Source organism: Vibrio owensii, from assembly GCF_002021755.1.
GTDB classification, from domain to species: Bacteria; Pseudomonadota; Gammaproteobacteria; order Enterobacterales; family Vibrionaceae; genus Vibrio; species Vibrio owensii.
This window is the reverse complement of sequence record NZ_CP019959.1, coordinates 3,369,604-3,393,487: the sequence shown is the minus strand read 5'-3', so window position 1 is coordinate 3,393,487 and position 23,884 is coordinate 3,369,604. Positions and strand designations below refer to the sequence as shown.

The following is a 23,884-nucleotide window of genomic DNA, read 5'->3' as shown; positions in this document are numbered from 1 at the left end:
CAGTTAGAAGTCGGTCTCTTCCAAATTAATCACGCAGGCAGACGCGTCATTTCTGGCTGTAAGTAACGAATCTGGATCCGCATAAACGATGTTTTCCAACCCCAACTTTTGCATATCATCAATGTGATACATCCAAGCTGCGTTGCTGGTATCGCAACCTGCTTTGTGTAATTTTTCACGTTTGTTCAAGTGCCCAAACATGGTGATCTTTGGATTTACCGCCACCAGCGCAAAAAAGGCTTCTTCATGCTGACGCCATAAACTCAAGGATTGATGCCATTGTTCGAGTTCTTGTTGATCAAAGCCATCGGTGTCCCATTCATCTTGCATCGCGCCACCAAACCAAAGCACTTCTGAGCCTTTCATAACCAAAGTACTCGGTGCCGCTGTTAGAACATAGTTCGCACAAGCAGAAGCGCACGTTCCATTGACGATTAAATGAACCTGATTGTTGTAAACCCAGCGTCCTAGTTCCATCGCTGGTCGATACTCGCCTGAGTCGCTGTCTATCATCAAGGCAACAACACCATGCGGTTGAACGTTGGCAAGCTCGATGGCTTCTCGCACGCTCTCCGCGGTTATTTCGCCATTAAAGTAAAGTGTTCGCCCTTCCATGTAGATATCTTCAGATAAACTGCACGCTGATAACCCAGTGAGCGTGAGTGCACCTAGCCACTTTCGCATATCTCTCTCCATGATCTTCATTCCAAAACTCGACATCCAACTTCAAATGAGTATTGAACAAGTTGAATAAAAACGACGGAGAAAGTGGCACATTTTTGACCAACGTCAAAATATGCACATTGTTACTTATAACCTATTATTTTTTAGCGAATGGCGATTTAAATTGCACTAACGTGGGGGGGGATGAAAGATATCAAGAACTTAGCTCGGATGACTCCCAAACCATAATGATGGTCTGGACTCCGTTGTGTGAAGCGTTATGTAGAGGACGGAAACCGTATTTCAGATATAAAGCTTCATTATGCGGTTCGCATTGCAAAAACAATTTTGGAATGCCAAGTTGAAACACGTGATTTTGTGCACGAACGACCAGCGCAGCAGCATAACCTTTACCGCGTGATGAGGCATCGACGTAGACTCCACCTAACCAGTGCTCATACTCAGGGAAATGAATGTTCTCTCGGATCTTGAGTTCAGCGACTGCTACAAGGTCATTGTTTTCATCATGAACCACAAATGAAAGTGGAAATGCATGGCGGCTATTGGCTTTGAGTAAAACCTTCTCGCGAACTTGAGTGGGCGTCACACCAGGAACAGTGTAAGCCCACTCATCAAAGTACCATTGTGCAATAAGATCAGACTCATGGGGGAAGTCAGCGAGAAAGTGAATTTGGAATGCCCTTTCTGCCACTATTAATAGCCACCATCTGCACTATCGACAACAGTCGCTTCATTGCCAACATCCGCTTTAGCATGGTTAAAATGATGCTGCTGTGAAAGCTCAAAGTAGATATGCATATCAATCGGTTCTGGTGTGTTGAGAAGCATTTTACCAACCTCACGCTGGAAGTGGCCGTAATTACCAAGCTCTTCGGTTAAACCTAACTGCTCATAGCTCGCCAAACTGGTAAACATGCCGTAAGCGTATTGATAACGCATCATGTCTTCCATTTTGTCGTGCCCAAGTTCGGCCAACGCTTTGTCGACTTCGTCTGGCAGATAAACGTCCTTATCGCCAAACTCCCTAAGCAAGACGTTAGGAACTTGATGTGCAATGCTCTGAATGGTCTCTTTTCTTTTAAACATACCGAACATAATGTCCTCCACTGACGATGATTTTCCATACAACGTATTTAAGTACGTGCTGGCGAGCCAATTAGTATCTTTATTGGTATTAAGGCTCAAAATTTATACTAACTCGATCTCATAATTCTCTTCAAACGCTACCGTATTCGTTACACAAAAATGTACTCAGAAATCTTGCCGCAATCACAATTGCAGAGCGTCAGTTTGAGTCGATAATTCATACCAATTGAGCAATAACCCCTAATCAATTTGGATTTTCAATGGAATCTAAAAAGTGTTTCGATTCCGCTCTCTCTTATCGAAATGACCAGACTGCATTAAGCTAAATTTCATCGGCTAACGTGCAATCAAGGAGCATACCGTGACTTACTATTCAGTATTAGATGTAACCCCTACAGCCCAAGACTGGGTACCTGCTTATGTCAGCGTCTCGAACGCACTGGTGGAAAAACACGGTGGCAAGTACATCGCACGAACTAACGTGCACGAACGACTAGAAGGCAATGGTGAAGCACCGGCGCTTCGCATCATTATCGAATGGCCTTCTCGCCAAGCAGCACTCGACTTTATGAATGACCCAGAGTATGTGCCTCACCTAAACGCTAGAACCGCAGGTTCAATCAGTAATCACTACTTGATCGAAGGTAATGACCAACTGGCATAAGACACATAAAAAAAAGCCCAGCAAACGCTGGGCTTTTTCCGGTTTATATCAACAAGGTGAGTTTTCACTGCATCAACAGAAATAGTTTCAATATCATTATATTATTCCTGCTATCACCTTTTAATAAACCACCTACACTAACTGACGTGTTAATGAATGATGCATAATGTATGATTCTCAATCATCAAAATAGCTCCAACGTTAAGAATCAAAAACTTTGTCAGTGATATGTTTATATCTCAGAACTAACTTACAAACCTATATTTTATTTCTAATTTAATCTTATCAATCTTTGTTCGTTTTAAATCACATAATGTCTAAGTAGAGTTCTTATCTAAGGCTCATTCTAATTGTGATATAAGAGCGTTGAAAACGGTGTCTAACGACGTAAGTAGGTCAACCTGAGTAGGTTGTGATGACAAGACAGCCGTTCACCTACCTCTAGAGACTCACTTGCCTTGGAAGCTTCTCTAACCAACACTGATTAGGCTTCGAGAAAACTCAGCACTCTCTAACTACTCAACTTACTAATAAGACCATTATTCGGCTTTTTCTTACAATAATTTTTATAGGGGTCATTCTTTCTATAAATTCAGACTTTAAATTATTGCTTCATCAATTTCAATCGTACACAGCCAAATTAGAGATATTAAAAATTAGTTGTTAGCATATCATTCGATAAAAGACAAAGTAACTTGTCATAACCTTTAACAACGCATCACACAAAAACAAGAGTTAGAATATAACCCAACTAAATTAAATGAATTAATAATTTTAATTATCTTACATCGGCATAATTTAACCTTCCGGATTATTAGCGTAATCAAGTATTCACTTACTGAAAATAAGTGATTGGAATATTTAAAATTAGAACAGTTCGACTTAGGTTTTTTATTCTAACAAGCACTATCTTCAAATGTAGAGCCCCTTTGGTGTGTTTGCCTCTTGTGTGAGATGAAAGTAAGAACAAAAGAAATCCGGTTCAAAGTCACATTTCATGTCGACATCCGTCAGTAATTACGTTAGCTTTAGAAGTATAGACGTCTAAAAAGTTAAGCTTAGGGAGAGAAAGCCGTGCCAATTAGAATTCCAGATCAGTTACCCGCTAGTGATGTATTAAGGACAGAGAACATCTTTGTGATGAGCGAAAGTCGAGCGGCGAGTCAGGAAATCCGTCCATTGCGAGTGCTTATTCTCAATTTGATGCCAAAGAAGATTGAGACAGAAACTCAGTTTCTTCGCCTACTTTCTAATAGCCCACTTCAAGTGAACGTGGAACTGTTACGAATCGATAATCGCCCAAGTAAGAACACACCAACGGAGCACCTAGACACATTTTATCGTCAATTTGAAATGGTAAAAGGCAAGAACTTCGATGGCCTTATCATTACTGGTGCTCCATTAGGTTTGGTCCAATTTGAAGATGTGATTTATTGGGATCACTTGAAGACCATTATGGAGTGGGCAAAAGATCACGTCACGTCAACACTTTATGTTTGCTGGGCTGCACAAGCAGGTTTGAAGCTTCTATACAACCTGCCAAAGAAAACACGCAAAGAAAAGCTATCAGGCGTGTACCATCACTCTATCCATCATCAGTACCACCCTCTTCTGCGTGGTTTCGATGATACGTTCTTAGCACCACATTCTCGTTATGCAGATTTCTCGCCGGAGTTTTTAGAAGAACATACGGACCTCGATATTCTCGCAACGTCCGATGTCGCGGGTGTTTATCTAGCAACCACAAAAGACAAGCGTAATGTGTTTGTCACTGGTCACCCAGAATATGACTCTCACACACTCCATAACGAATACATTCGAGATTTGGGCGAAGGGATGGAACCTGCTATTCCAATCAATTACTACCCGAATAACAACCCAGACAATCCACCTTGTGCGAGTTGGCGCAGCCATGGACACTTGCTGTTCTCTAACTGGTTGAACTATTGCGTTTACCAACAAACGCCGTACGATCTGGATCATTTCAGCGAAGACGCCTTCACTAAAGACGACTAACTGCCTGAATTTAGAGTGTGAACTAAGCCGCCAACTGGCGGCTTTTTTGTATCAGTTTGCTAACCTGATCGCATAGTATTTTTTCCCCAATAGGCTTTTGCATCGTAATTCATATCATGCTGTGTGAATCAGGGATGTGGGGCATATATATGAAGCTTGGAAAACTCGGTGTATTAGTGTTAGCAAGCCAGCTAGGTTTGGTTGGGTGTGTCACCGTCAATGAAGATGGAAACAGTCCAGTTGTGAAAGCCGATCCAGTTTCTATGGCAGAGTCTAGAATCGCTCTCGGTCTCGGCTATTTAGAGAGTGGCAGTATGATCCGAGCACACGATAATCTGCAGCAAGCCCTTACCCACGCACCCAGCTACTATCGAGCTCAGCTTTCGATGGCGCATTACTACGAAACCGTAGGTGAAGACTCCAAAGCAGCACAGATGTACAAACGCTCTCTTCGCCAGCATCCCAAAAATGGTAACGTACTGAACAATTACGGCACCTTCCTGTGTAAACAAGGTGAATACAGCCAAGCAGATAAAATGTTCAATCGTGCGATCGAGCAGCCTTACTATTACCTTATCCCTGCTAGTTACGAGAACGCCGGATTTTGTGCACTAAAGTCGAATCAAGCTGAAAAGGCAAAGTATTACTTCGCTCGAGCTATCGACCATGACCCTCACCGTCCTAAATCTATCCTTCAGTTAGCAAAGCTAGAGATCGACAGCGGAAACTACACCGATGCTCGTATTCGCTTGATGCGCTTTAACCAAATGTACGGAGTCAAGAAACCCTCTCTCCGTCTGATGGTAGAACTAGAACGCGCTGCGGGCAATGAAGCCTTAGAGCGAAAGTATCAGTACCAACTCGATCAAATTTCTTAACTCCATAAACTCAAAGAGTCGACCACAAAGCGTCGACTCTCGTCATGCTCGGACTGTTTGCCTAGCATTCTTCTGTCGTTCAATGCTTTTCTAAAGCCACTTTCAATCGTCTAAAATTACAGAAGTGTCATGGTGAATTTTCGCGTCAAAAATAGCACTAACTTGCTATTTATTAATGAATTTTTAGATTTAACTAAATTAGTAAACTGAATTTTTACTCTAATTTATATGACACCAATCACACTAATTTGCTTAGTGTTTGCACAGCAACGAACAAGATCTATACATTCGAGTGGCTTATAGGTAATTTATTAAAAACAATTCAAATCTATAAATGTCACAGAAATAAGGAAATTTATGTTGAAGTATAAGAACACAGCGTTGGTGGCAACTCTCCCTCTTCTATTGTTACAAGGCTGTGGAGGCGGCGGTGACAATGGAAATAGCTCTAGCACTGCAGTCGGCAATAACATAACCTGGTCAGCAGGAGACTTCTCTACCCCGGCTAGCGAGTTTGCGAATAAATGTAGCATCGCTAGAACAGGCATTGACCCATACACAGGGGATTATTATCCAGACCAAACAGGTTCAGCACTGCAAGAAAAAATGTTCTTACGTGCGTTCAGTAATGATACCTATCTTTGGTATGACGAGATCCCAGATATCAACCCGGACAACTTCCCTACCGTTGCGGCTTATTTTGATTCGCTGGTAACGACAGAAAGAACGGCTTCTGGCCAATACAAGGATCGATTCCACTTCACTCGCTCTTACGACGATTTCATGAAATCACAACAAGCGGGTCTTGTTGCTGGTTTCGGCTTTAACTGGAAATTCGTTCAAAGCTATGAACCACGAGAAATCATCATTTCTTACACAGAAGATAACTCTCCAGCATCTTCAAATGGTGTTGCTCGTGGCGACAAGCTATTGAAAATCAATGATGTTGATGTTGTGAACACCTCTTCGAGCTCTGAGATTGATTTCATCAACAATACGCTTTTCTCTCCTACGTTAGGTCAAAACTACACCTTCACGTTTGAAACCGTTGATGGCGCTCCGAAGGTGGTGACTCTGACATCGGCAGATGTCGCAACCAGCCCAGTTCGTAATGTAAAAGTCATCGACAACAACGGAACAAAAGTCGGCTACATGCAATACAACGCTTTTGAAGTGACTGCGCAACAGCCACTTATCGATGCGTTTAATCAGCTGTCAGCTGCAAACGTTGAAGAGATCGTGATGGATCTACGCTACAACGGTGGTGGTTTAGTTTGGCAGTCTGCACAAGTCGGCTACATGTTGGCAGGCACACATCCTAATGCCACCTTCGCTGAACTGATTTACAACGACAAGATCATGAACTCTGGCAAGGTAGAAAATAACGTTTATAACTTTGTCGACACTGAAATTGATTGGGGTAAAGGTATCTTGACTGACATTGCCCTACCAACATTAAGTGCGAAACGCGTTTACGTTCTGACTACTGACAATACCGCGTCTTCAAGTGAGCTTCTCATCAATGGTCTTCGTGGTATTGATGTCGAAGTGGTTCAAATTGGTACCACGACAACGGGTAAGCCATACGGCTTCTCGCCAGAGCAAAACTGCGGCAACATGTACTACACCATTCAATTTAAGTCTTCGAATGCTAAAGGATTTGGCGATTTTGCCGATGGCTTTACACCTACAGCAAAAAATCTTGTATCGTCTACTATTGGTATAGATGACAAAGTGGAAGGCTGTGTTGTGGCAGACGACTTAACCAAACCATTGGGTAATAGCTCTGAAGGCATGCTATCTGCAGCACTAAACTACATGAACACAGGAACTTGTCCTCCTGCGCCTGCTGTGGCGGCAGCTCCAAGAGCGATGCCTATGCTAGGTGGCACTCCACTTGATAAAGGGATTGATCCACTTCGACAAGAGGCTATTCATGTCAAAATTAACTAGAACAAAAGCAATAATTACCGGAGCGGGTATCAGCGTGATGCTAATGGGTTGCTCTTCTTCAGGTCACAGCGATGATGCAGTCAATGCACTAAGCATTAAAACGTCTGCAGACACAGTGACTGAGATCCAACAAGCAATCACGACAATTCAAGGCAACCAAGTGCCACCAAAAATTGCGTCAAATACCTTCGAAACAAACTCACATTTGTTGATCGTTTCTGGGCAATTGATGGAGAGTTACAACATGCCATTGAACGGCGCAGAGACAGAATTGCCCGATCAATACACCTTGCAACTTCGTGAAGAGGAATGTGGCGTTTATTACGAGAAAGACGACAAGTTTGTCCCTCTAACCAACATTCAATGCCGACCTAATCCGATTCAGGACTAAACAAAAAGCCCACCGTTACTTTATTCAAAATAACGGCGGGCTTTTCTCATTGTTCATATTCAAATCAAACGAAATCTTACGATTCGAATGACTCAGTCTGAAGCCATATTATAAGAAGTGGAACGTCACATTACCTGTGATGCTGCTTACTGTATCGCTGTCCCCATCGATATCAACCCCAAACGCTTGATAACTTGCACCGACAGAAATGTTGTCTAACAAGAAGTATTCCGCACCAACACCGTACATATAAGACACGCCATCGTCTTTGTCCAAGCTACTCAGATTACCATTGTATTCGACGTTAAACGCGTTAATACCACCTTTCGCGTAAACGTGCAGAGGACCAAAGTCGATACTTGGCTTTGCGGCTAAGTAGAAAGAAGAGAAATCTACATCACCTCGGTTACCAGCAAGATTTAAATCCACTTGGCCATGGTTGAAATAGCCCACTTCAATACCAATCAGCGGCAAGATCCCCGTACCAACATGAATGCCATAAGTGGTGTCGTTTTCGCTATCGATGTCTGATTGACCAATTTGACCACCAGCATAAAGCCAAGAGTCAGCAAGTGCAGATGTTGAGCATAGCGCCAAAGCCAATAACGAGAGTTTTGTTTTCATAGTTATACCTTTCCTGTTCGATTCCTGAACGGAACATCACGCGAACTGCATCGCGTTCCTTATGTATCTAGGTAAATACTATATTCAAAAAGTGGCAGGTTTTAAGAACAAGAAATGAATAATTTCTGTTCAATGTCTATTTGTGTGATTTACAGACAAAAAAACACCGGCGCGTTGCCGGTGTTTATCAAATAAATCTTCGAAATGTTCGACGATTATAGGAAGTGCAGTGTCGCGTTTAGAGAGAACGTACCGATGTCGTCTTTGCCCGCTGTGTAGTTCATGTAGCTTGCGCCAACAGACATAGGACCGAAAATGAAGTATTCCGCACCTACACCGTACATTAGATCCACATCATCGTCGTCTTTGCCGCCAGAAACTTTCTTATCCCACTGGTGGATACCGCCTTTCGCGTAAACATGCAGAGGACCGAAGTCGATGCTTGGTTTAAGCGCAGCGTAGTAAGAAGTCAGTTTAGTTTCTTGACCAGCGATCTTGAATTCACCGTGTTGAGTAACACCCGCTTCGATACCGATGATTGGCAGAATACCTGTACCTACGTGTACAGAGTAAGACGTGTCTGTTTCGCCTTTGTAGTCAGACTGACCTACAGAAGCACCACCATAAATCCATGAATCTGCCATTGCTGCAGAAGAAGCACTTAGAAGTGCCACTGCCAATAGAGTTTTCTTCATCATCAACCTTTACTCTTTATTATTACCCACTTCTGCATCAAGCAGAGGTTGGTACTGCAAACACAAGGGAGGCGAACCATTGCCTCCCTTGTGACTTAAAATCACTTGTGGGTAAATAACTGCAATTACTGTACCAATCGAGCTTGCCACTGGACAAACCATTGATTACTCAGCAAACCCCACAAGAAAAAAACTGCCGCTATTGTACCGATCGCTTAGCAAGCATCAATCGCATTTTTGATACGTTTATCAGAAACTGGGTACGGAGTCCCCAATTGTTGAGCAAAGAAGCTCACTCGAAGCTCTTCGATCATCCAACGGATCTCTTTCACGTTCTCAGGAATCACCATGCCTTTCGGAATTTTGTTGAGCAGCTCTTTGTAGTCGCTCGTCACGGATTCCACTTTCAGCATGTGCAAACGGTCTTTGTTTGGATCGATCGGCAGCTTCTCCATACGACGCTCAATCGCACGCATGTAACGCAGAATATCTGGCAGGCGTTTCCAGCCACATTCTGTCGCGAATCCCTTGAAGATCAACCCTTCGACTTGCGCTTTGATGTCCGATAATGCGAACGCCATGGTGAAATCGATCTTGCCTTTCAACTTCTTATTGATGTTGAAAGCGGTCGTCAGGATGGTTTCCACTTGCTGTGCAATGTCTACCACCGTGTCACCAAGCTCAGCACGAACGTGTTCTTTCAGCGCGTCAAACTTCTCTGGCTCCCAAACCAAACCGCCCTGCTCTTCGATAAGCTTATCGACACCACACGCGATACAGTCATCAATCAGATCCAGCACTTTACCGTAAGGGTTAAAGTACAGACCCAACTTCGACTTGTTCGGTAAGTTAGAGTGCAGATATTTAATTGGCGACGGCACGTTCAGCAAGATCAGACGACGCTGACCCGCTTGCATTGCCGTGACCTGTTCGTATTCGGTCTCGTACAGTTTGATTTCAACGCTGTCTTTGGCATCCATAATCGCTGGGTACGCTTTAACGTCGTAACCACCGCGTTTTTGTTGGTATACCTTAGGCAGTTCGCCAAAGCTCCACGTATGCAGACCTTCTTGCTCGATGTCGTCATCCGCAACTTTTGAAAGGGTTTCTTGAACTTTGTCTTTCAAGCTCTCTTTCAATTCGTGAAGGTCTTTATTTTCCTTCAACTTGCGATTTCTATGGTCAACCGCGCGGAAAGTCACCTTCAAGTGCTCCGGAATTTGATCCATATTCCAATCTTCGCGCAGAACTTCCACCCCCGTCATTCGACGCAGCTCTTTCTCTAATGAGTCAAGCAGTGGCGCTTCCATTGGCGTTGCACGAGCTAAGAAAGCATCGGCGTAGTTTGGAGCAGGAACAAAGTTCTTACGTACTGTCTTCGGCAGCGATTTAATCAAGCTCACTACAAGCTCATGGCGCAGACCTGGGATCTGCCAGTCAAACCCCGCAGGCTCGACTTGGTTCAAGATCGGCAGCGGCAGGTGTACCGTCACACCGTCACTGTCATCACCCGGCTCAAACTGGTAGCTCAGCTTAAGTTTCAGGTTGTTTTGATGCCAGAAGTTCGGGTAATCCAAATCGGTAACGTGGCTTGCATCGCCCTTGAACAGCATCTCTTTTTCGAAGTTCAACAACTCTTTGTTGTCTTTCGACGCTTTCTTCCACCATGTATCGAAGTGTTTACCAGAAACCACTTCAGTGCCAACGCGTTGGTCGTAGAAATCAAACAGTTCATCGTCATCGACCAAGATGTCACGGCGACGAGATTTATGTTCAAGCTCTTCCACTTCTTGAAGAAGCTTACGGTTTTGCTTGAAGAACGCGTGCTTGGTTTCCCACTCACCTTCCACCAGCGCACTACGAATGAATAGTTCACGACTGACGGTTGGATCGATACTGCCGTAGTTCACCAAACGCTTCGGCACTATTGGCACGCCGTAAAGCATCACTTTCTCGTGTGCCATAACCGAAGCACGTTTCTTCGACCAATGCGGCTCGCTGTAACTGCGCTTAATCAAGTGCTTCGCTAATGGTTCAATCCACTCAGGCTGAATCTTAGCGATGATGCGCCCCCAAAGTTTTGAGGTTTCCACCAACTCAGCAGACATAATCCATTTAGGCTGCTTCTTGAATAGACCTGATGCAGGGAAGATATGGAAACGAGCATTACGCGCGCCTTGGTATTCATTCTTCTCTTGGTCTTTCATACCGATGTGTGACAACAAACCGACTAGGATTGAACTGTGTACGCCATGGTAAGACGCAGGCTCATCGTTCAGTTTGAATTCCATTTCACGCATCGATTGGTGAATTTGGAAGTACACATCTTGCCACTCACGCACGCGCAAGTAGTTCAAGTAATCTTGTTTACATTGCTTGCGGAACTGGTTGCCCGTTAGCGCTTTTTGTTGCTTCTGGATGTAGTTCCACAGGTTCACAAACGTCAGAAAATCTGAGTCTTCATGGAAGAAACGTTTGTGTTTGTCATCTGATGATTGCTGCTTGTCACTTGGACGCTCGCGCGGGTCTTGAATCGACAATGCCGCTGCGATGATCATCACTTCTTTCAATGCGCCTTGCTTTGGTGATTCCAATACCATACGTGCTAAACGTGGGTCGATTGGAAGGCGTGCAAGTTGACGGCCAATGCTAGTTAGGCGTTTCTTCGATTCTTTCGCATCAGAATTGATTGCACCCAACTCTTCTAGAAGGCGAACACCGTCTTGAATGTTGCGTTTGTCAGGTGCTTCTACAAATGGGAAGGCTTGAATATCACCCAGACCAAGTGCGGTCATCTGCAAGATAACCGACGCTAGGTTGGTGCGCAGGATCTCAGGATCGGTAAACTCCGGACGTGACTCAAAATCTTCCTCTGAGTACAGACGGATACAGATACCCTCTTCCACACGACCACAACGACCTTTACGCTGGTTCGCACTCGCCTGAGAAACTGGCTCGATTGGAAGACGCTGAACCTTAGTACGGTAGCTGTATCGACTGATACGCGCCGTACCCGGGTCGATAACGTACTTGATGCCCGGAACCGTCAACGAGGTTTCTGCTACGTTGGTTGCCAGTACAATACGGCGACCAGCATGAGGTTGGAAAATCTTGTTCTGTTCACCCGCCGACAAACGCGCGTAAAGCGGCACAATTTCCGTGCTCTTAAGATTACGTTTAGACAGTGCATCCGCGGTATCACGGATTTCACGCTCACCGTTCATGAAGATCAGGATGTCACCTAAGCCTTCATCGCACAGTTCGTCTACCGCTTCGAAGATACCTTCAAGTTGGTCACGATCATTATCGTCATCACCACTTAGTGGGCGGTAACGCGTTTCTACTGGGTAAGTACGACCTGACACCTCAATGATTGGTGCGTTGTTGAAGTGTTTTGAAAAACGCTCAGGGTCGATGGTTGCCGACGTGATGATCACTTTCAAATCAGGACGACGTGGCAGCAACTCTTTCAAGTAACCCAAGATGAAATCGATGTTCAGGCTGCGCTCGTGCGCTTCATCGATAATGATGGTGTCGTATTGATTCAAGAAACGGTCATGCTGAATTTCAGCCAGCAAGATACCGTCCGTCATCAATTTGATTTGGGTATTTTCAGAGATCTGATCGTTGAATCGAACCTTGTAACCAACAAACTCACCAAGCTTGGTTTCCATCTCTTCAGCAATACGGCTTGCAACCGAACGCGCCGCAAGACGACGAGGCTGAGTATGACCAATCAGACCGAATTTACCGCGACCAAGCTCAGCACAGATTTTTGGTAGCTGAGTGGTTTTACCTGAACCAGTTTCACCCGCAACGATAACCACTTGGTTTTCTTCGATCGCTTTCGCAATGTCGTCGCGTTTTTGGCTAACTGGCAGGATTTCAGGGTATTCAATCGTTGGTTTGTAGCTACTACGTTGCTCCACAACCATCATGGATTTGGCGATGTCTAATGCGATTTCATCAAACACAGCGTTACGTGCTACGTCTTTTTTGATTTTGCTTGCACCAGAGATTCGTTTACTCAAGCGGAAGCGATCACGCATCATGCACTGGTTAAGTGCCTTGCGCAGTGACGCCGCGTTATTTACTTGAGCCTGAGGCGCAGCATTCTGAGAAGCTTGTGCTTGAGATGCATTAGCCTGCTTCGCTTTGGCATTTTGCGCACCATTTGACGGTGTCGCTTGCTCTTCAGCGGGATTCTTTTTTGGGGGCTGTGACGAAGTCAAAGCGTTTCCTATTCTTTTCATTACATAAAACTGCGCGGATTGTAGCACATAAGGGCTAGAACAAGATAACGGAAAGCAGCATCCGGCAATCATTCAATTTTTTCGAACAACTTAAGCGAATCCATCGGGTTTTGAGTCGATGAGCATTGCCTATAATGCATCACATAGCCGAAAGCACTTATTAAAGGAAATCCATATGTCTCGTGTACTAGCTCTTAAATCAAGCATCCTTGGCGATTACTCTCAATCAAACAAACTGGTTGAAGACTTCATCAAAAATGTAGACCAAGATAAGCTAACTGTTCGTGACTTAGCTGCAAATCCACTGCCAGTTTTAGACTTTTCCGTTGCGACAGCACTACGTGCAACAGAAGATCTTTCGCAAGAGCAACAAGCGGTGGTTGACCTATCTGATACCCTAATTGAAGAAATCAAAGCAGCAGATACTTTGGTTATCGCAGCACCAATGTACAACTTCACGATTCCAACTCAGCTGAAAAACTGGATTGATTTGATTGCTCGTGCAGGCGTGACATTCAAATACACAGAAAACGGCGTTCAAGGCCTGATTGAAGGTAAGAAAGCCATCGTAGTCACCACTCGTGGCGGTCTTCATAAAGACTCACCAACCGACAGCATGACACCATACCTACGCACAGTATTGGGCTTTGTTGGTATCACGGATGTGGAGTTTGTTTACGCAGAAGCGCTAAACATGGGCGAAGACGCAGCAGCAAAAGGTATTTCAGACGCTCAAAGCCAATTGGCAACCTTGGCGTAAGATTAAATAGAATTGAATACAAAAAAGGGATTGGTTCGCGCCAATCCCTTTTTTATCGTTTTAAGTCAAAACTGATCATGCTGTTATAGCAGCTTTGTGCGCATTGTCCGCAACCTTTGCATTTGGCAGCGTCAATTTTAGGTTTGACATCATCTTGCCATTGCAAGGCATCATAAGGGCAACTGTCCTCGCAACTGCCGCAATAACCGTATAAGTTTTCGCAGCTGTTCGAGATAGTGGCTATCAGGCCTGTAGACTCTATTTGGTTTGAAAGCGCCAATGTAGGGCACGCCGACTTACACGCGCCGCATAGATCACATGCCGAGTAGCTGATGTCTAACACAGCAACGCCATCAACCATTTCTATGATTTGGTTAGGACATGCAGAAGCACACTTTCCGCATCCATCACAAAGCCGAGTGAACATCGACTCTTCCACCGCATACGGCGGTCTCGCTTTTACACGAGGCTCTTGAGCTTGCTCTACTGGCGCACGACGAAACGAAAACAGACGTCGCTTACTTAGATCAACCGATTCAGACTGGCGCATCCGAGTAATCTCTCTTTGCTGGCACAACGACTTGGTATTGCTCACTCAGGGATTGAAGTAATTCTTCAGTAAGATTCGACAGTTTTGAGTAAGGCGCAAGAGTCACCGCTTTTTTGAAGCGCTTGTTGAAAAAGCCAAACCATGTCATCAAGTGCTCGCGCAACATTTCAGCCGCCAGTTTTTGTTGATCAGTTTCAATCAACATGCCTAACACCATCAGCATCAAGCCGATCTGGTCTTCTGGCTCACGTTGGTCAGATTCCAAAGCAAAACCACAACGCTGCAAGAAGTAACGATATTCAATGGTTGATTCACCAAACAACACCGCTTCTTTATCTAGATAAGCCGAACCCCAAGGTGGCGCTGGCATCTCACCAATACCGGCAAACATGCGATCGTGCTCCATTTGCAGAGCCTCTTCGCTCTCGTTTTGAAAGCTGCGCAGCATGTCATTGAGCGCTTCGATTGGCGTATCAGTATTGCTCAGCAACGTATCGAGATTTGCCGCTGGGTAATCTTTTGGCTGGTAGTAAAACAGTGCACCAAACAGCTTAAGAACGATGCTGGTATCTTGTGGTTCAAGTTGAGAAATTTGCATGAAGTACCTTTGATGACTGGTGTTTTTATTCTTCGATTAAATGAAACAGAAAAGAGGTGGGACGAACACTCGCCCCACTCTGCTAATTGTTATCAGTACAAATAATGCTTATCAGCACAAATAACGGCTATCAGTACAGACCAGATGTAAAGTGCATGCCGTAGAACACGTTGCGACCCAGAATCTCTGCAACGAACAAGGCAACGAATGCCACGATAACCAGCAAGTTCTTCTGACGACCTTCTGCGGTAAACAACTCAGCGAATACCCAAAGAGCAGCAGCAACCACAAGCAACAACACATGACCAGCAACATAGCCAGATAGCATTGTGATTTGATCCAAGCCACTGTGAATCGCCGTTGAGATACCTGCGAAGTAAATCGTCTGCATCACTGAGAACGCTAGGTTCAGCGCAATCAGGCTTACACCAGCCCACATTAGGCGACGATTGGTTTTCTCAGCCGTCACGTCCAATACGTTGATCAGCGTGTAACCAAACATCAGACCCGAAGTCACGACCGTGAACCAAAACGCAACCGTGGTCATTGGTGAGTACCATGCTGGTACCGTTTCGATTTGGTAAACATTTGCCATCGCGAACATGAAAATCACGCCAACCGCGATAGACAACCAGTTCACAATTTTGCGAACGCCTTCGCTGCCGATTTTTAGAATCGTCAGCAACCAGTACAAGCCCGCTAGAGACAGAAAGCTTGCACCCGTTAAGATCTCGTTAGATAGCGCCGCACTGCCAACACGGTTTAATGCGTTGAAGGCACGAAGTGGGCTACCCAAGTGAGTGGTTGAGAACAAGAAACCCAATCCCATTACAACCAAAATTGCGAAACGAGCGATGTTCATACGAGGTTCTGTCACGCGTGGTGGCTTACCGAATTTCTCGAACGCATTAACCGTTAGGTGCGCGCCAACCGCTGTTTGAGCAAGAACCGTAAAGGCAACTAATGGTGCTTCGTATAACATTATTTCACCTCTCTTGGATTCTGTAAGAAACCAGTGCGGTCATTGGTTGGACGACCATTTGGATTTAGCTTCACGATCAGGTTCGGGCTCGTAATGCGAGCATCTGGCAGTGGTGCCACATCCGCGTTTGAACCGTATTTTGCGCGTAGCTCATCAATTGGACCAAACTCAATCGCACGCAATGGACAGCTATCAACACACACTGGCATTAAGCCTTCCGCGACACGTTCGTAACAGCCATCACACTTAGTCATGTGACCTTTTTCTTCGCTGTATTGAGGTGCGCCGTATGGGCATGCCATGTGACAAGATTTACAACCGATACACACGCTTTCATCGACAACAACAAAGCCGTCTTCTTCACGCTTGTGCATTGCACCTGACGGACAAACCTTGGTACACGCAGGGTTAGTACAGTGGTTACAAGAGATCGATAGGTAGTAAGCGAACACGTTTTGACGGAACGCGCCGTTTTCTTCCGTCCAGTTGCCGCCTACGTATTCGTAAACACGACGGAAGTTGCGGTCGATACCCAGATCTTTGTTGTCTTTACAAGAGAGCTGACATGTTTTGCAGCCAGTACATTTGCTTGAATCAATGTAAAAGCCATACTGCTTCGCTGTGCTCATTATTTAGCCCCCATTTTCTTAATTAGCGTCACTTCAACGAGGTTGGTATGGCTCGGGTTTGATTTTGCCAACGGGCTTGGACGTTGTGTCGTCAGCACGTTGATTGAACCTGCTTGGTCAACACCTTTACCATTTGGTGAGTACCATGCGCCCTCACCTAAGCCAACGATGTGTGGCATGATGCGTGGGGTTACTTTTACGCGAACGTTCATTTCACCGAACTTGCTGCGCACGCTAACCAAGTCACCGTTATTGATGTTGCGTGACGCAGCATCAATCGGGTTAATCCAAAGTTCCTGTGGTGCCGCTGCTTTTAGGATGTCGACGTTACCGTACGTAGAGTGCGCACGAGCTTTGTAGTGGAAACCTGTTAACTGAAGTGGGTACTCTTTACGATCAGGAGAATCCCAGCCATTAAACGTCGAAACGTATTCTGGTAATGGCTTGATAGATTCATCTTCGTCCAATTCCCATTCTTCGTTGATCTTCGCTAACGTCTCCGAGTAGATTTCAATCTTGCCCGATGGCGATGGTAGTGGGTTCGCTTCTGGATCACGACGGAAGTCTTCGTACGCCACGTGTGGACGGTCGAACTGCTTCTTGTAGATACCCTGCTTTCTCATCTCATCGTAAGACGGCAAGTTTGGATCGTTGTTTTGTTTAACGGTCTGAGCGTACATCCATTGCAACCACTCTTCTTGAGTGCGACCTTCAGTAAACTCATCAAACACGCCCATGCGCTTCGCCACACCAGACATGATGTCGTAGATAGGTTTGCATTCGAAACGAGGCTTGATCGCTTGGCTTGCAAAGATGAAGTAAGGCATTGATGCAGCTGCACCATCCATACAGAAATCCGATTGCTCTGACGTTGTGCAGTCTGGCAATACGATATCGGCATACTTCGCCGAAGACGTCATGTGGTTGTCGATCACCACAATCATTTCACACGCTTTTTCATCTTGAAGAATTTCGTGTGTGCGGTTGATATCTGAGTGTTGGTTAATCAGACAGTTACCTGCATAGTTCCAGATGAACTTGATGTTGTTTTGTAGCTTCTGAACGCCTTTAATGCCGTCGGTCAGATCTGTCATTTCCGTACCGCGGTAAATCGCGTCTGTCCAAAGGAACATTGGGATAGAAGCGCTGATCGGGTTTGGCACTTTCGGGAAGCGTTGGAATGGGTATGAGTGGTTACCCTCACGAGCACCAGTACCACCACCTTGCAAACCAACTTGACCACGTAACAATGACAACATCATTACCGCTTTACACGCTTGCTCACCATTTGCTGAGCGTTGTAGACCCCAACCTTGGGTAATGTAAATGCGTTTAGCATCGCCAACTTCACGTGCAAGTTTCAAAATCACATCTGCTGGAATGCCCGTGATAGGCTGTGCCCACTCTGGGGTTTTCTCGATGCCATCTGGGCCAGTGCCCATGATGTAATCTTTGTAGCTGCCGTTTTCTGGCGCTGATGCCGGAAGCGTTTTACGGTCGTAACCCACACAGTAACGGTCAAGGAAGTCTTGATCGACTTTATCTTCCGTAATCAATACATGGGCGATGGCTGCAATTAAAGCTGCATCTGTACCGTGCTTGATAGGAATCCATTGGTCTTCACGGCCTGCAGCAGTGTCAGTGTAACGAGGGTCGATACAAATCGTGCGAGTGTGACTGATGTTTTTCGCATCCACATAGTTGTGAACCTGACCACCACCCGACATACGAGTTTCTGCTGGGTTGTTACCAAACATCAGACATAGGTCTGCATTTTGAACATCGTCAATCGAGTTGTTATCAACGAACGAACCGTAGAAGTACTCCGACATACATTCGATGTTTGCTGCAGAGTAGTCACCGTAGTGATTTAGGTAACCACCACAAAGGTTCATCATACGGGCAACCAATGTCGCGCTTGGATCCCAACTCTTTGTTACTGTGCCACCAAGCGTACCTGTACCGTAGTTTAGGTACACCGCATCGTTACCGTGGTCTTTAATGATGCGTTTTAGGTTATCACCAATGAGGTCAAAGGCTTCGTCCCAAGTGATGCGTTTGAATTTACCTTCACCACGCTTACCAACGCGAAGAAGTGGGTATTTCAAACGGTCTGGCGAGTAAACACGGCGACGCATAGAGCGACCACGCAAACAAGCGCGAACTTGGTGATTATGGTTGTACACATCATCACCCGTGTTATCGGTTTCTACCCATTTGATTTCACCGTCGACCACGTGCATACGAAGCGGACAACGAGAACCACAGTTTACGGTACATGCCGACCAGACAATTTTTTCGTTTGGTTTTGCTGGTGTTTCTTTGGCAACCGCTTTAGTTGCAAACGGGAGAGAAAGCGCGTTTCCTGCTAACGCCAAAGCGCCAAGTGCAGAACCGCCCTTTAAAGCATCACGCCGAGTAATATTAAACTTACCATTTTGACTCATGGTTTTTTCCTAAATTACGTTTTTGAATTTGGTCGTGGCGCTTAATTAATGGCTTTAAGTGGGGAAAGAACACTCGTTAGAAATAAAAGACATAGAGATTGTATTTTCAAAATAGGCATTCATTGAAAATATCTAATTTCGCTTTAATTAATACACAAGGCAAATCAAAGCAACATTTCTACAAAACCATCAATTAAGCTAGATAGCACAAGCCTCGAGCAACTAAGGCATGGCCACCCGCCACTATTAATATCCTTGTAGATTTAAGGGGTGATAATCTTGACCACAGTCAATTATTAAAAAATACAAAATGCAATCTTATATTTCATTTCAACGTTTTATATGAATGAAGTATTAATAGGTCAGAGAGGTGTCAATTCAATTAAATATTAGAATAGTATTTAAATTGAATGGATAATAAATACGAATACAGAAGAATGGAAATAAGAATAATTACCAATTAACAGGAAATAAATAAGCCTCATGTCAAGATGAGGCTTATTCATATTTGTTTTTAGCTAAGCTTAAAAATCGTACTGGAAGTAGATCGTATTGTAGTTACTGCCGCCTTTGATACGGCCAAACTGAGAGGCGTTCTCGAAGATTGCACTGCGGTGATGCAGTGAGTAGCCGACCCACATGTTCTCCCAGTCTTTTTGGTTGAACAGGTCACCGACGTTTACATCCAATGAGAAATCGAGATAGTTGAGCAAGTTGCTTGGTGTATAACCCTTCTCTTCCATCTCTGTCCCTTCGATATAGGTAATGTTATCGATGTAAGACATACCTTCTGCAACACCAAAACGCCATTTCGTAGGCCAATTAAAGGTGTAATACGCTTTAATCGCCATCACGTATTCAGTGCTAGAAGATTGCACGTCTGACGACCAATGGTGAACAAGACCTGGAGTTAGATAGATATCTAGAGGTAAGCCAAATAGCTCGTCTGTCAGCGGATGCCCGTAGAAGAACGACGTCAGTTGGTTATTGTATTCGTCTTTCTCAGCATTGAACTTAAAGATGTCACCCATGTTAGAAGGTGTTGCCCAGCCATGTGCAATTCGAAGATACGGACGATTACGCAAATCTGACTTGCGCTCTTTGCCTTTATCATTGAAGAAGCCAAAGCCAACGAACACTTCACCTTGGTAACGATCTTCCACAATTTGGCTGTTGTAAGCTTCACTATCCAGACGAGTGATGCTGGTTTCACCCAATAGATACAGGTTAGAAATTACGTGGTAACGTGCTTTGATACCCAAATTCGCATCAATACCCGCACCAATTTTCTCACCTGTTGAATCTTTAAATGAGTAGTACGAACTGTTGAAGTCGGCATCTTTATAACGAATGGTAAAAGAGGGTTCTAACTCCCAATCGCCCAATTCATAGTTAGCAGCGATACGGTAGTTAGAGTGAAATTGAAATTCGTCATCCGTCATGACTTCAAATTCAGCGCGCCAGTTTTCATCGAAGTTATAACGAATTTGACCACCGAAATCGACACGATCCCCTTCAAACGCATTTTGAATGGATTTAGGAATATCAACAAAGCGTAAGCGCATGATGGCACTGGTACGCCAGTTAGAATCGCTCTCATCAAATAAGAACACACCGCCTTCGATACCGTCGATGTACAAGTGTTCGTTTTCAAAGAACATCATTGGCACAAACGTGCTCACCGTTGAGTCATCATTGGCTGTATAAAACGGGATCGATGCCGTTCGGTACATTGCCGCAATGCCCCACTCTTGCTCCGCGTGCTTTGTTTCAGCCAACGCCGAACCGCTCAGCAATAAACCAGAACATACTAACGATGCTCCTACTAGGTGTTTCATAGCTCTCCTATGTCACTGTAATTTGAGAAGGTCTCGATTGAAAAAGAGTATATCTGACTTTGGTCTAAGATCGGGTAAAAATTCCTACAAGACTCCGTCTCCCCTCATATCACAGTACAAACCTTGAGCAATTTATAAATTTATCTTGAATTAACGTCAAATATTCAATTAATTGCACTTAAACATATCACTTAATTATCTTTACTCTGCACTCGCATTCTTTATGCAAATAAATACACATAATAAAAGGTAAACTATGCGAAACGTCACTTTATTAACGCTTGCGCCCTTCGCTTTTGCTTCACATGCGGCACAAATTCTGGACCATTCACAAACGGATCTATCTACGGCACTCAATAACACACAACGAGCGTCTTATTCCGCGGCGAACACTAAGCTGAGTTATCGAGACATCAATCGAGTCGAAATCGGTAACCAAATTTTGGTTCGCAAACAGCAACTCCATTACGGCATACCGGTTTACGGACACTCCGTTGTGGCCGATCTCTCTACTCGAGGATTTGCTCAACCTGTCGATGGTGATGTTGTTGTCGGCATTGAGAGCGATATTGATTCAACCCTACCTATGATCAGTGGCAAGCAAGCCATTGAGATCGCAACGGGCAACCGTCAAGGTGTCGCCGCAAGCAAATCTCCAAGTAATGAAAACTCGCCAAGTGATGACGCTCAGGCAGAGCTAATGGTCTGGTTAGATGAGCAACAAACCGCGCGATTGATTTACAAAGTCGATGCAATCCAGATTAAGAATTTCCGCCCTTCTCGCCCTATCACTTTGGTAGATGCAAAATCAGGTGAGATCGTCGACCAATGGGATGGGATTGCGTTTTTGGAAGCCGAAGGACCGGGAGGCAACCGCAAAAGCGGCCGTTACTACTTTGGTCCCAACACCAAGTTTGGTGGGTTCCAAGTTAATCAATACTGCCAAATGGACAGCGAAAACGTCATTACCCTCAACATGAACAACCAACAATGGGGTGGCCAAGTTCATCGTTTTGACTGTAACGTGAATAACTATCGAGAAGTAAATGGCGCGTACGCTCCAATGAATGACGCGCACTACTTTGGTCAACGCGTGTTTGATATGTACCAAGATTGGATTGGTGCTCGCCCTATTCGTCAAAAGCTAACCATGCGAGTTCACTACGGTTCGAACTATGGGAATGCTTTTTGGGATGGTCGCCAAATGACCTTTGGTGACGGCAATAACTCAATGTACCCACTGGCAACGTGGGACGTTATTGCTCATGAGGTTAGTCATGGCTTTACCGAGCAAAACTCTGGGTTGGAATATCGTGGCATGTCGGGCGGAATGAATGAGTCCTTTTCCGATGTCGCCGCTGCAGCACTTAGCCAATATGTGCATGGCAGCTTTAATTGGAAGATGGGCGAACACGTTATGAAATACTCGCCAGCTATGCGTTACTTCATCAACCCAAGCCATGACGGTTCCTCCATCGACCATATCAACCAATACTACAATGGCATCGATGTGCACCACAGCTCAGGCATTTTCAACAAAGCCTTCTACCATTTGGCAATGAGCCCAAATTGGGACATCAAGAAAGCATTTGTTGCTTATGCGACGGCCAACCAACTTTACTGGCAACCTAACTCGAACTTCCAACAAGGTGCGGAAGGCATTTGTAAAGCAGCACAAAAACTCGGATACGACGGCTCTGCTGTAACCTCAGCGTTCGCAGAAGTTGGGGTGCAAGTAATGAACTGCGGCGATACACAACCAACGCCAACACCGAATCCTGAGCCAGAGCAAGGGACGACAGAGCTGGAGATCAATATGCCAACACCTGTTGAAATCACACCGAATGGCGAACAACAGTTTGTATTGCGTCAGTCTCCGGCTGATGAGGTATGGGTGCAAACTTACAATGGCTACGGCAATATCGACATGTATGTTGCAATCGACCGTCCAGCAACACTTTCTGACTACGACTGCGTTTCGACTAACCAAGGTAACCACGAGTATTGCGGTTTCAGTGGTATTAAAGGAGCAGATATCTATGTGCTCGCGGCGAACACTCAAGGCTCATCGGACGTTTACGTGGCAGTGAGCGCAGAGTTAGAAGCGCCCCAACCAGAGCCGGTTCCACAAGATCAGTGTGCAGACATAGAAGAGTGGTCTCCTTACTATTACTACCCTTCGGGCACGGCGGTGAAATACTGGGGCAATCACTTTGTCGCCTCACAAGACAACTGGGGCGCGAATCCATTCGACAACTATTGGCTATGGACTTTTGAAGGCAGCTGCCAATAACCTAGCCTCCCCCTTTAACAAAGAGCTCGGAAACGAGCTCTTTTTCATTGGTTGATTACTCTGCACGCAATCAAACACGAAACGGTCAAAATTCTCTCTTCTCTCAGCAATGAGATTTAGATTTTTGCCAGATTCGCCGATACAATAGAAAACCAATGACCAAAGCCGCAGTTTATCGTGAAAGCATCCGAACTCATCTCCATAATCAACAACTTGCCGGAAGGTAGCGACCCCGATATCGTGATGGGTGAAGAATGGCTACCAGAACGCTTGGAAAGCACCACTCTTGATGGTGACATGCTGTTTATGCATTTCGATAACGCACCAGAAGATGGCCAAGGCGAAGAAGAAGGTCGCGGTTTTGTTGATCATGAAATCGACCTGATCCGTACTCGTCTACAGCAAATTCTCGATGAAGACAGCGACAGTGCATCTAAAGCCGATGCTATGTTAGGTTTATTTCTGATGGGACATGAACTTAGTAGTTCGCAAGTTATCGAAATACTCGAAGAAGATTCAGAACACTGATTCAAAATATTAAGG

At 44.9% G+C, this 23,884-nt stretch carries 20 protein-coding genes; 8 read left to right on the top strand and 12 right to left on the bottom strand.

Annotation, left to right across the window (positions count from 1 at the left end; translation table 11 throughout):
- Positions 1–3 precede the first annotated feature (3 nt).
- The 3 genes from A9237_RS15885 to A9237_RS15875 form a co-directional block, all read right to left on the bottom strand.
- Positions 4–684: a hypothetical protein gene (locus A9237_RS15885; RefSeq protein WP_078608609.1), complete on the bottom strand. Its 681-nt coding sequence runs from the start codon at positions 682–684 to the stop codon at positions 4–6.
- 193 nt (positions 685–877) lie between these two features.
- Positions 878–1,375 carry a GNAT family N-acetyltransferase gene (locus A9237_RS15880; RefSeq protein ID WP_078608608.1) on the bottom strand — a complete coding sequence of 166 codons (498 nt, stop codon included), beginning with the start codon at positions 1,373–1,375 and terminating at the stop codon, positions 878–880.
- Positions 1,376–1,377: 2 nt separating this feature from the next.
- On the bottom strand, positions 1,378–1,779 hold the full coding sequence (locus A9237_RS15875; protein ID WP_078608607.1) for a hypothetical protein: 402 nt from the start codon (positions 1,777–1,779) through the stop codon (positions 1,378–1,380).
- 352 nt (positions 1,780–2,131) lie between these two features.
- On the opposite strand from A9237_RS15875, the gene A9237_RS15870 reads away from it, so the two are divergent.
- The 5 genes from A9237_RS15870 (at position 2,132) to A9237_RS15850 (ending at position 7,672) form a co-directional block, all read left to right on the top strand.
- Positions 2,132–2,434, top strand: a complete 303-nt coding sequence (locus A9237_RS15870; protein ID WP_005442737.1) for a DUF1330 domain-containing protein — start codon at positions 2,132–2,134, stop codon at positions 2,432–2,434.
- Between the two features lie 1,074 nt (positions 2,435–3,508).
- Complete coding sequence (gene metA, locus A9237_RS15865) at positions 3,509–4,450, top strand: homoserine O-acetyltransferase MetA (RefSeq protein WP_005442735.1); 942 nt, start codon at positions 3,509–3,511, stop codon at positions 4,448–4,450.
- 149 nt (positions 4,451–4,599) lie between these two features.
- Complete coding sequence (gene pilW / locus A9237_RS15860) at positions 4,600–5,328, top strand: type IV pilus biogenesis/stability protein PilW (protein WP_078608606.1); 729 nt, start codon at positions 4,600–4,602, stop codon at positions 5,326–5,328.
- A gap of 357 nt (positions 5,329–5,685) precedes the next feature.
- Positions 5,686–7,281, top strand: coding sequence for a S41 family peptidase (locus A9237_RS15855; protein WP_078608605.1), 1,596 nt, complete (start codon positions 5,686–5,688; stop codon positions 7,279–7,281).
- Positions 7,265–7,672 carry a hypothetical protein gene (locus tag A9237_RS15850; protein WP_038894019.1) on the top strand — a complete coding sequence of 136 codons (408 nt, stop codon included), beginning with the start codon at positions 7,265–7,267 and terminating at the stop codon, positions 7,670–7,672. Before A9237_RS15855 ends, A9237_RS15850 begins: the two co-directional genes overlap by 17 nt.
- A gap of 108 nt (positions 7,673–7,780) precedes the next feature.
- Here the strand turns inward: A9237_RS15850 and A9237_RS15845 are convergent, their stop codons facing one another.
- From A9237_RS15845 to hrpA, 3 genes are all read right to left on the bottom strand, one after another.
- Entirely contained in the window at positions 7,781–8,296 is a 516-nt protein-coding gene (locus A9237_RS15845; RefSeq protein ID WP_009704277.1) for an outer membrane beta-barrel protein, read from the bottom strand.
- Between the two features lie 215 nt (positions 8,297–8,511).
- Positions 8,512–8,991: an outer membrane beta-barrel protein gene (locus A9237_RS15840; protein ID WP_009704276.1), complete on the bottom strand. Its 480-nt coding sequence runs from the start codon at positions 8,989–8,991 to the stop codon at positions 8,512–8,514.
- Between the two features lie 215 nt (positions 8,992–9,206).
- Complete coding sequence (gene hrpA, locus A9237_RS15835) at positions 9,207–13,244, bottom strand: ATP-dependent RNA helicase HrpA (RefSeq protein WP_078608604.1); 4,038 nt, start codon at positions 13,242–13,244, stop codon at positions 9,207–9,209.
- Between the two features lie 175 nt (positions 13,245–13,419).
- Here hrpA and A9237_RS15830 point away from each other — a divergent pair, with 175 nt between their 5' ends.
- Positions 13,420–14,004, top strand: a complete 585-nt coding sequence (locus tag A9237_RS15830; protein WP_005433839.1) for an FMN-dependent NADH-azoreductase — start codon at positions 13,420–13,422, stop codon at positions 14,002–14,004.
- A gap of 52 nt (positions 14,005–14,056) precedes the next feature.
- On the opposite strand, the gene A9237_RS15825 is transcribed toward A9237_RS15830, so the two are convergent.
- The 6 genes from A9237_RS15825 to A9237_RS15800 all read right to left on the bottom strand — a co-directional run bounded on the left by A9237_RS15825 (position 14,057) and on the right by A9237_RS15800 (position 21,048).
- On the bottom strand, positions 14,057–14,554 hold the full coding sequence (locus A9237_RS15825) for a 4Fe-4S binding protein (protein ID WP_078608603.1): 498 nt from the start codon (positions 14,552–14,554) through the stop codon (positions 14,057–14,059).
- The gene (locus A9237_RS15820) at positions 14,541–15,152 is read right to left on the bottom strand and encodes a TorD/DmsD family molecular chaperone (protein ID WP_045481777.1); all 612 of its coding nucleotides are present in this window, start codon (positions 15,150–15,152) and stop codon (positions 14,541–14,543) included. Before A9237_RS15820 ends, A9237_RS15825 begins: the two co-directional genes overlap by 14 nt.
- A 130-nt stretch (positions 15,153–15,282) precedes the next feature.
- Positions 15,283–16,134 carry a dimethyl sulfoxide reductase anchor subunit family protein gene (locus A9237_RS15815; protein ID WP_009703242.1) on the bottom strand — a complete coding sequence of 284 codons (852 nt, stop codon included), beginning with the start codon at positions 16,132–16,134 and terminating at the stop codon, positions 15,283–15,285.
- Positions 16,134–16,763: a DMSO/selenate family reductase complex B subunit gene (locus A9237_RS15810; protein ID WP_078608602.1), complete on the bottom strand. Its 630-nt coding sequence runs from the start codon at positions 16,761–16,763 to the stop codon at positions 16,134–16,136. The genes A9237_RS15815 and A9237_RS15810 overlap by 1 nt, the downstream gene beginning before the upstream one ends.
- A complete protein-coding gene (locus A9237_RS15805; protein ID WP_078608601.1) occupies positions 16,763–19,210 on the bottom strand; it encodes a DmsA/YnfE/YnfF family dimethyl sulfoxide reductase in 2,448 nt (815 codons plus the stop codon). Before A9237_RS15805 ends, A9237_RS15810 begins: the two co-directional genes overlap by 1 nt.
- 524 nt (positions 19,211–19,734) lie before the next feature.
- Positions 19,735–21,048 (bottom strand): MipA/OmpV family protein, encoded by a 1,314-nt coding sequence (locus A9237_RS15800; protein ID WP_020195926.1) that lies wholly within the window; start codon positions 21,046–21,048, stop codon positions 19,735–19,737.
- Positions 21,049–21,304: 256 nt separating this feature from the next.
- Between A9237_RS15800 and A9237_RS15795 the strand changes: the two genes are divergently transcribed.
- Positions 21,305–23,341 (top strand): M4 family metallopeptidase, encoded by a 2,037-nt coding sequence (locus A9237_RS15795; protein ID WP_078608600.1) that lies wholly within the window; start codon positions 21,305–21,307, stop codon positions 23,339–23,341.
- A 177-nt stretch (positions 23,342–23,518) separates the two neighbouring features.
- Positions 23,519–23,869 (top strand): VC1380 family protein, encoded by a 351-nt coding sequence (locus tag A9237_RS15790; RefSeq protein ID WP_005442702.1) that lies wholly within the window; start codon positions 23,519–23,521, stop codon positions 23,867–23,869.
- Positions 23,870–23,884: the final 15 nt, after the last annotated feature.

Coding starts and splice junctions, on each gene's coding strand:
- A9237_RS15885 (WP_078608609.1), bottom strand. CDS start 684: ATGCGAAAGTGGCTAGGTGCACTCACGCTCACTGGGTTATCAGCGTGC.
- A9237_RS15875 (WP_078608607.1), bottom strand. CDS start 1,779: ATGTTCGGTATGTTTAAAAGAAAAGAGACCATTCAGAGCATTGCACAT.
- pilW (WP_078608606.1), top strand. CDS start 4,600: ATGAAGCTTGGAAAACTCGGTGTATTAGTGTTAGCAAGCCAGCTAGGT.
- A9237_RS15855 (WP_078608605.1), top strand. CDS start 5,686: ATGTTGAAGTATAAGAACACAGCGTTGGTGGCAACTCTCCCTCTTCTA.
- A9237_RS15850 (WP_038894019.1), top strand. CDS start 7,265: ATGTCAAAATTAACTAGAACAAAAGCAATAATTACCGGAGCGGGTATC.
- A9237_RS15845 (WP_009704277.1), bottom strand. CDS start 8,296: ATGAAAACAAAACTCTCGTTATTGGCTTTGGCGCTATGCTCAACATCT.
- A9237_RS15840 (WP_009704276.1), bottom strand. CDS start 8,991: ATGAAGAAAACTCTATTGGCAGTGGCACTTCTAAGTGCTTCTTCTGCA.
- hrpA (WP_078608604.1), bottom strand. CDS start 13,244: ATGAAAAGAATAGGAAACGCTTTGACTTCGTCACAGCCCCCAAAAAAG.
- A9237_RS15830 (WP_005433839.1), top strand. CDS start 13,420: ATGTCTCGTGTACTAGCTCTTAAATCAAGCATCCTTGGCGATTACTCT.
- A9237_RS15825 (WP_078608603.1), bottom strand. CDS start 14,554: ATGCGCCAGTCTGAATCGGTTGATCTAAGTAAGCGACGTCTGTTTTCG.
- A9237_RS15820 (WP_045481777.1), bottom strand. CDS start 15,152: ATGCAAATTTCTCAACTTGAACCACAAGATACCAGCATCGTTCTTAAG.
- A9237_RS15815 (WP_009703242.1), bottom strand. CDS start 16,134: ATGTTATACGAAGCACCATTAGTTGCCTTTACGGTTCTTGCTCAAACA.
- A9237_RS15810 (WP_078608602.1), bottom strand. CDS start 16,763: ATGAGCACAGCGAAGCAGTATGGCTTTTACATTGATTCAAGCAAATGT.
- A9237_RS15805 (WP_078608601.1), bottom strand. CDS start 19,210: ATGAGTCAAAATGGTAAGTTTAATATTACTCGGCGTGATGCTTTAAAG.
- A9237_RS15800 (WP_020195926.1), bottom strand. CDS start 21,048: ATGAAACACCTAGTAGGAGCATCGTTAGTATGTTCTGGTTTATTGCTG.
- A9237_RS15795 (WP_078608600.1), top strand. CDS start 21,305: ATGCGAAACGTCACTTTATTAACGCTTGCGCCCTTCGCTTTTGCTTCA.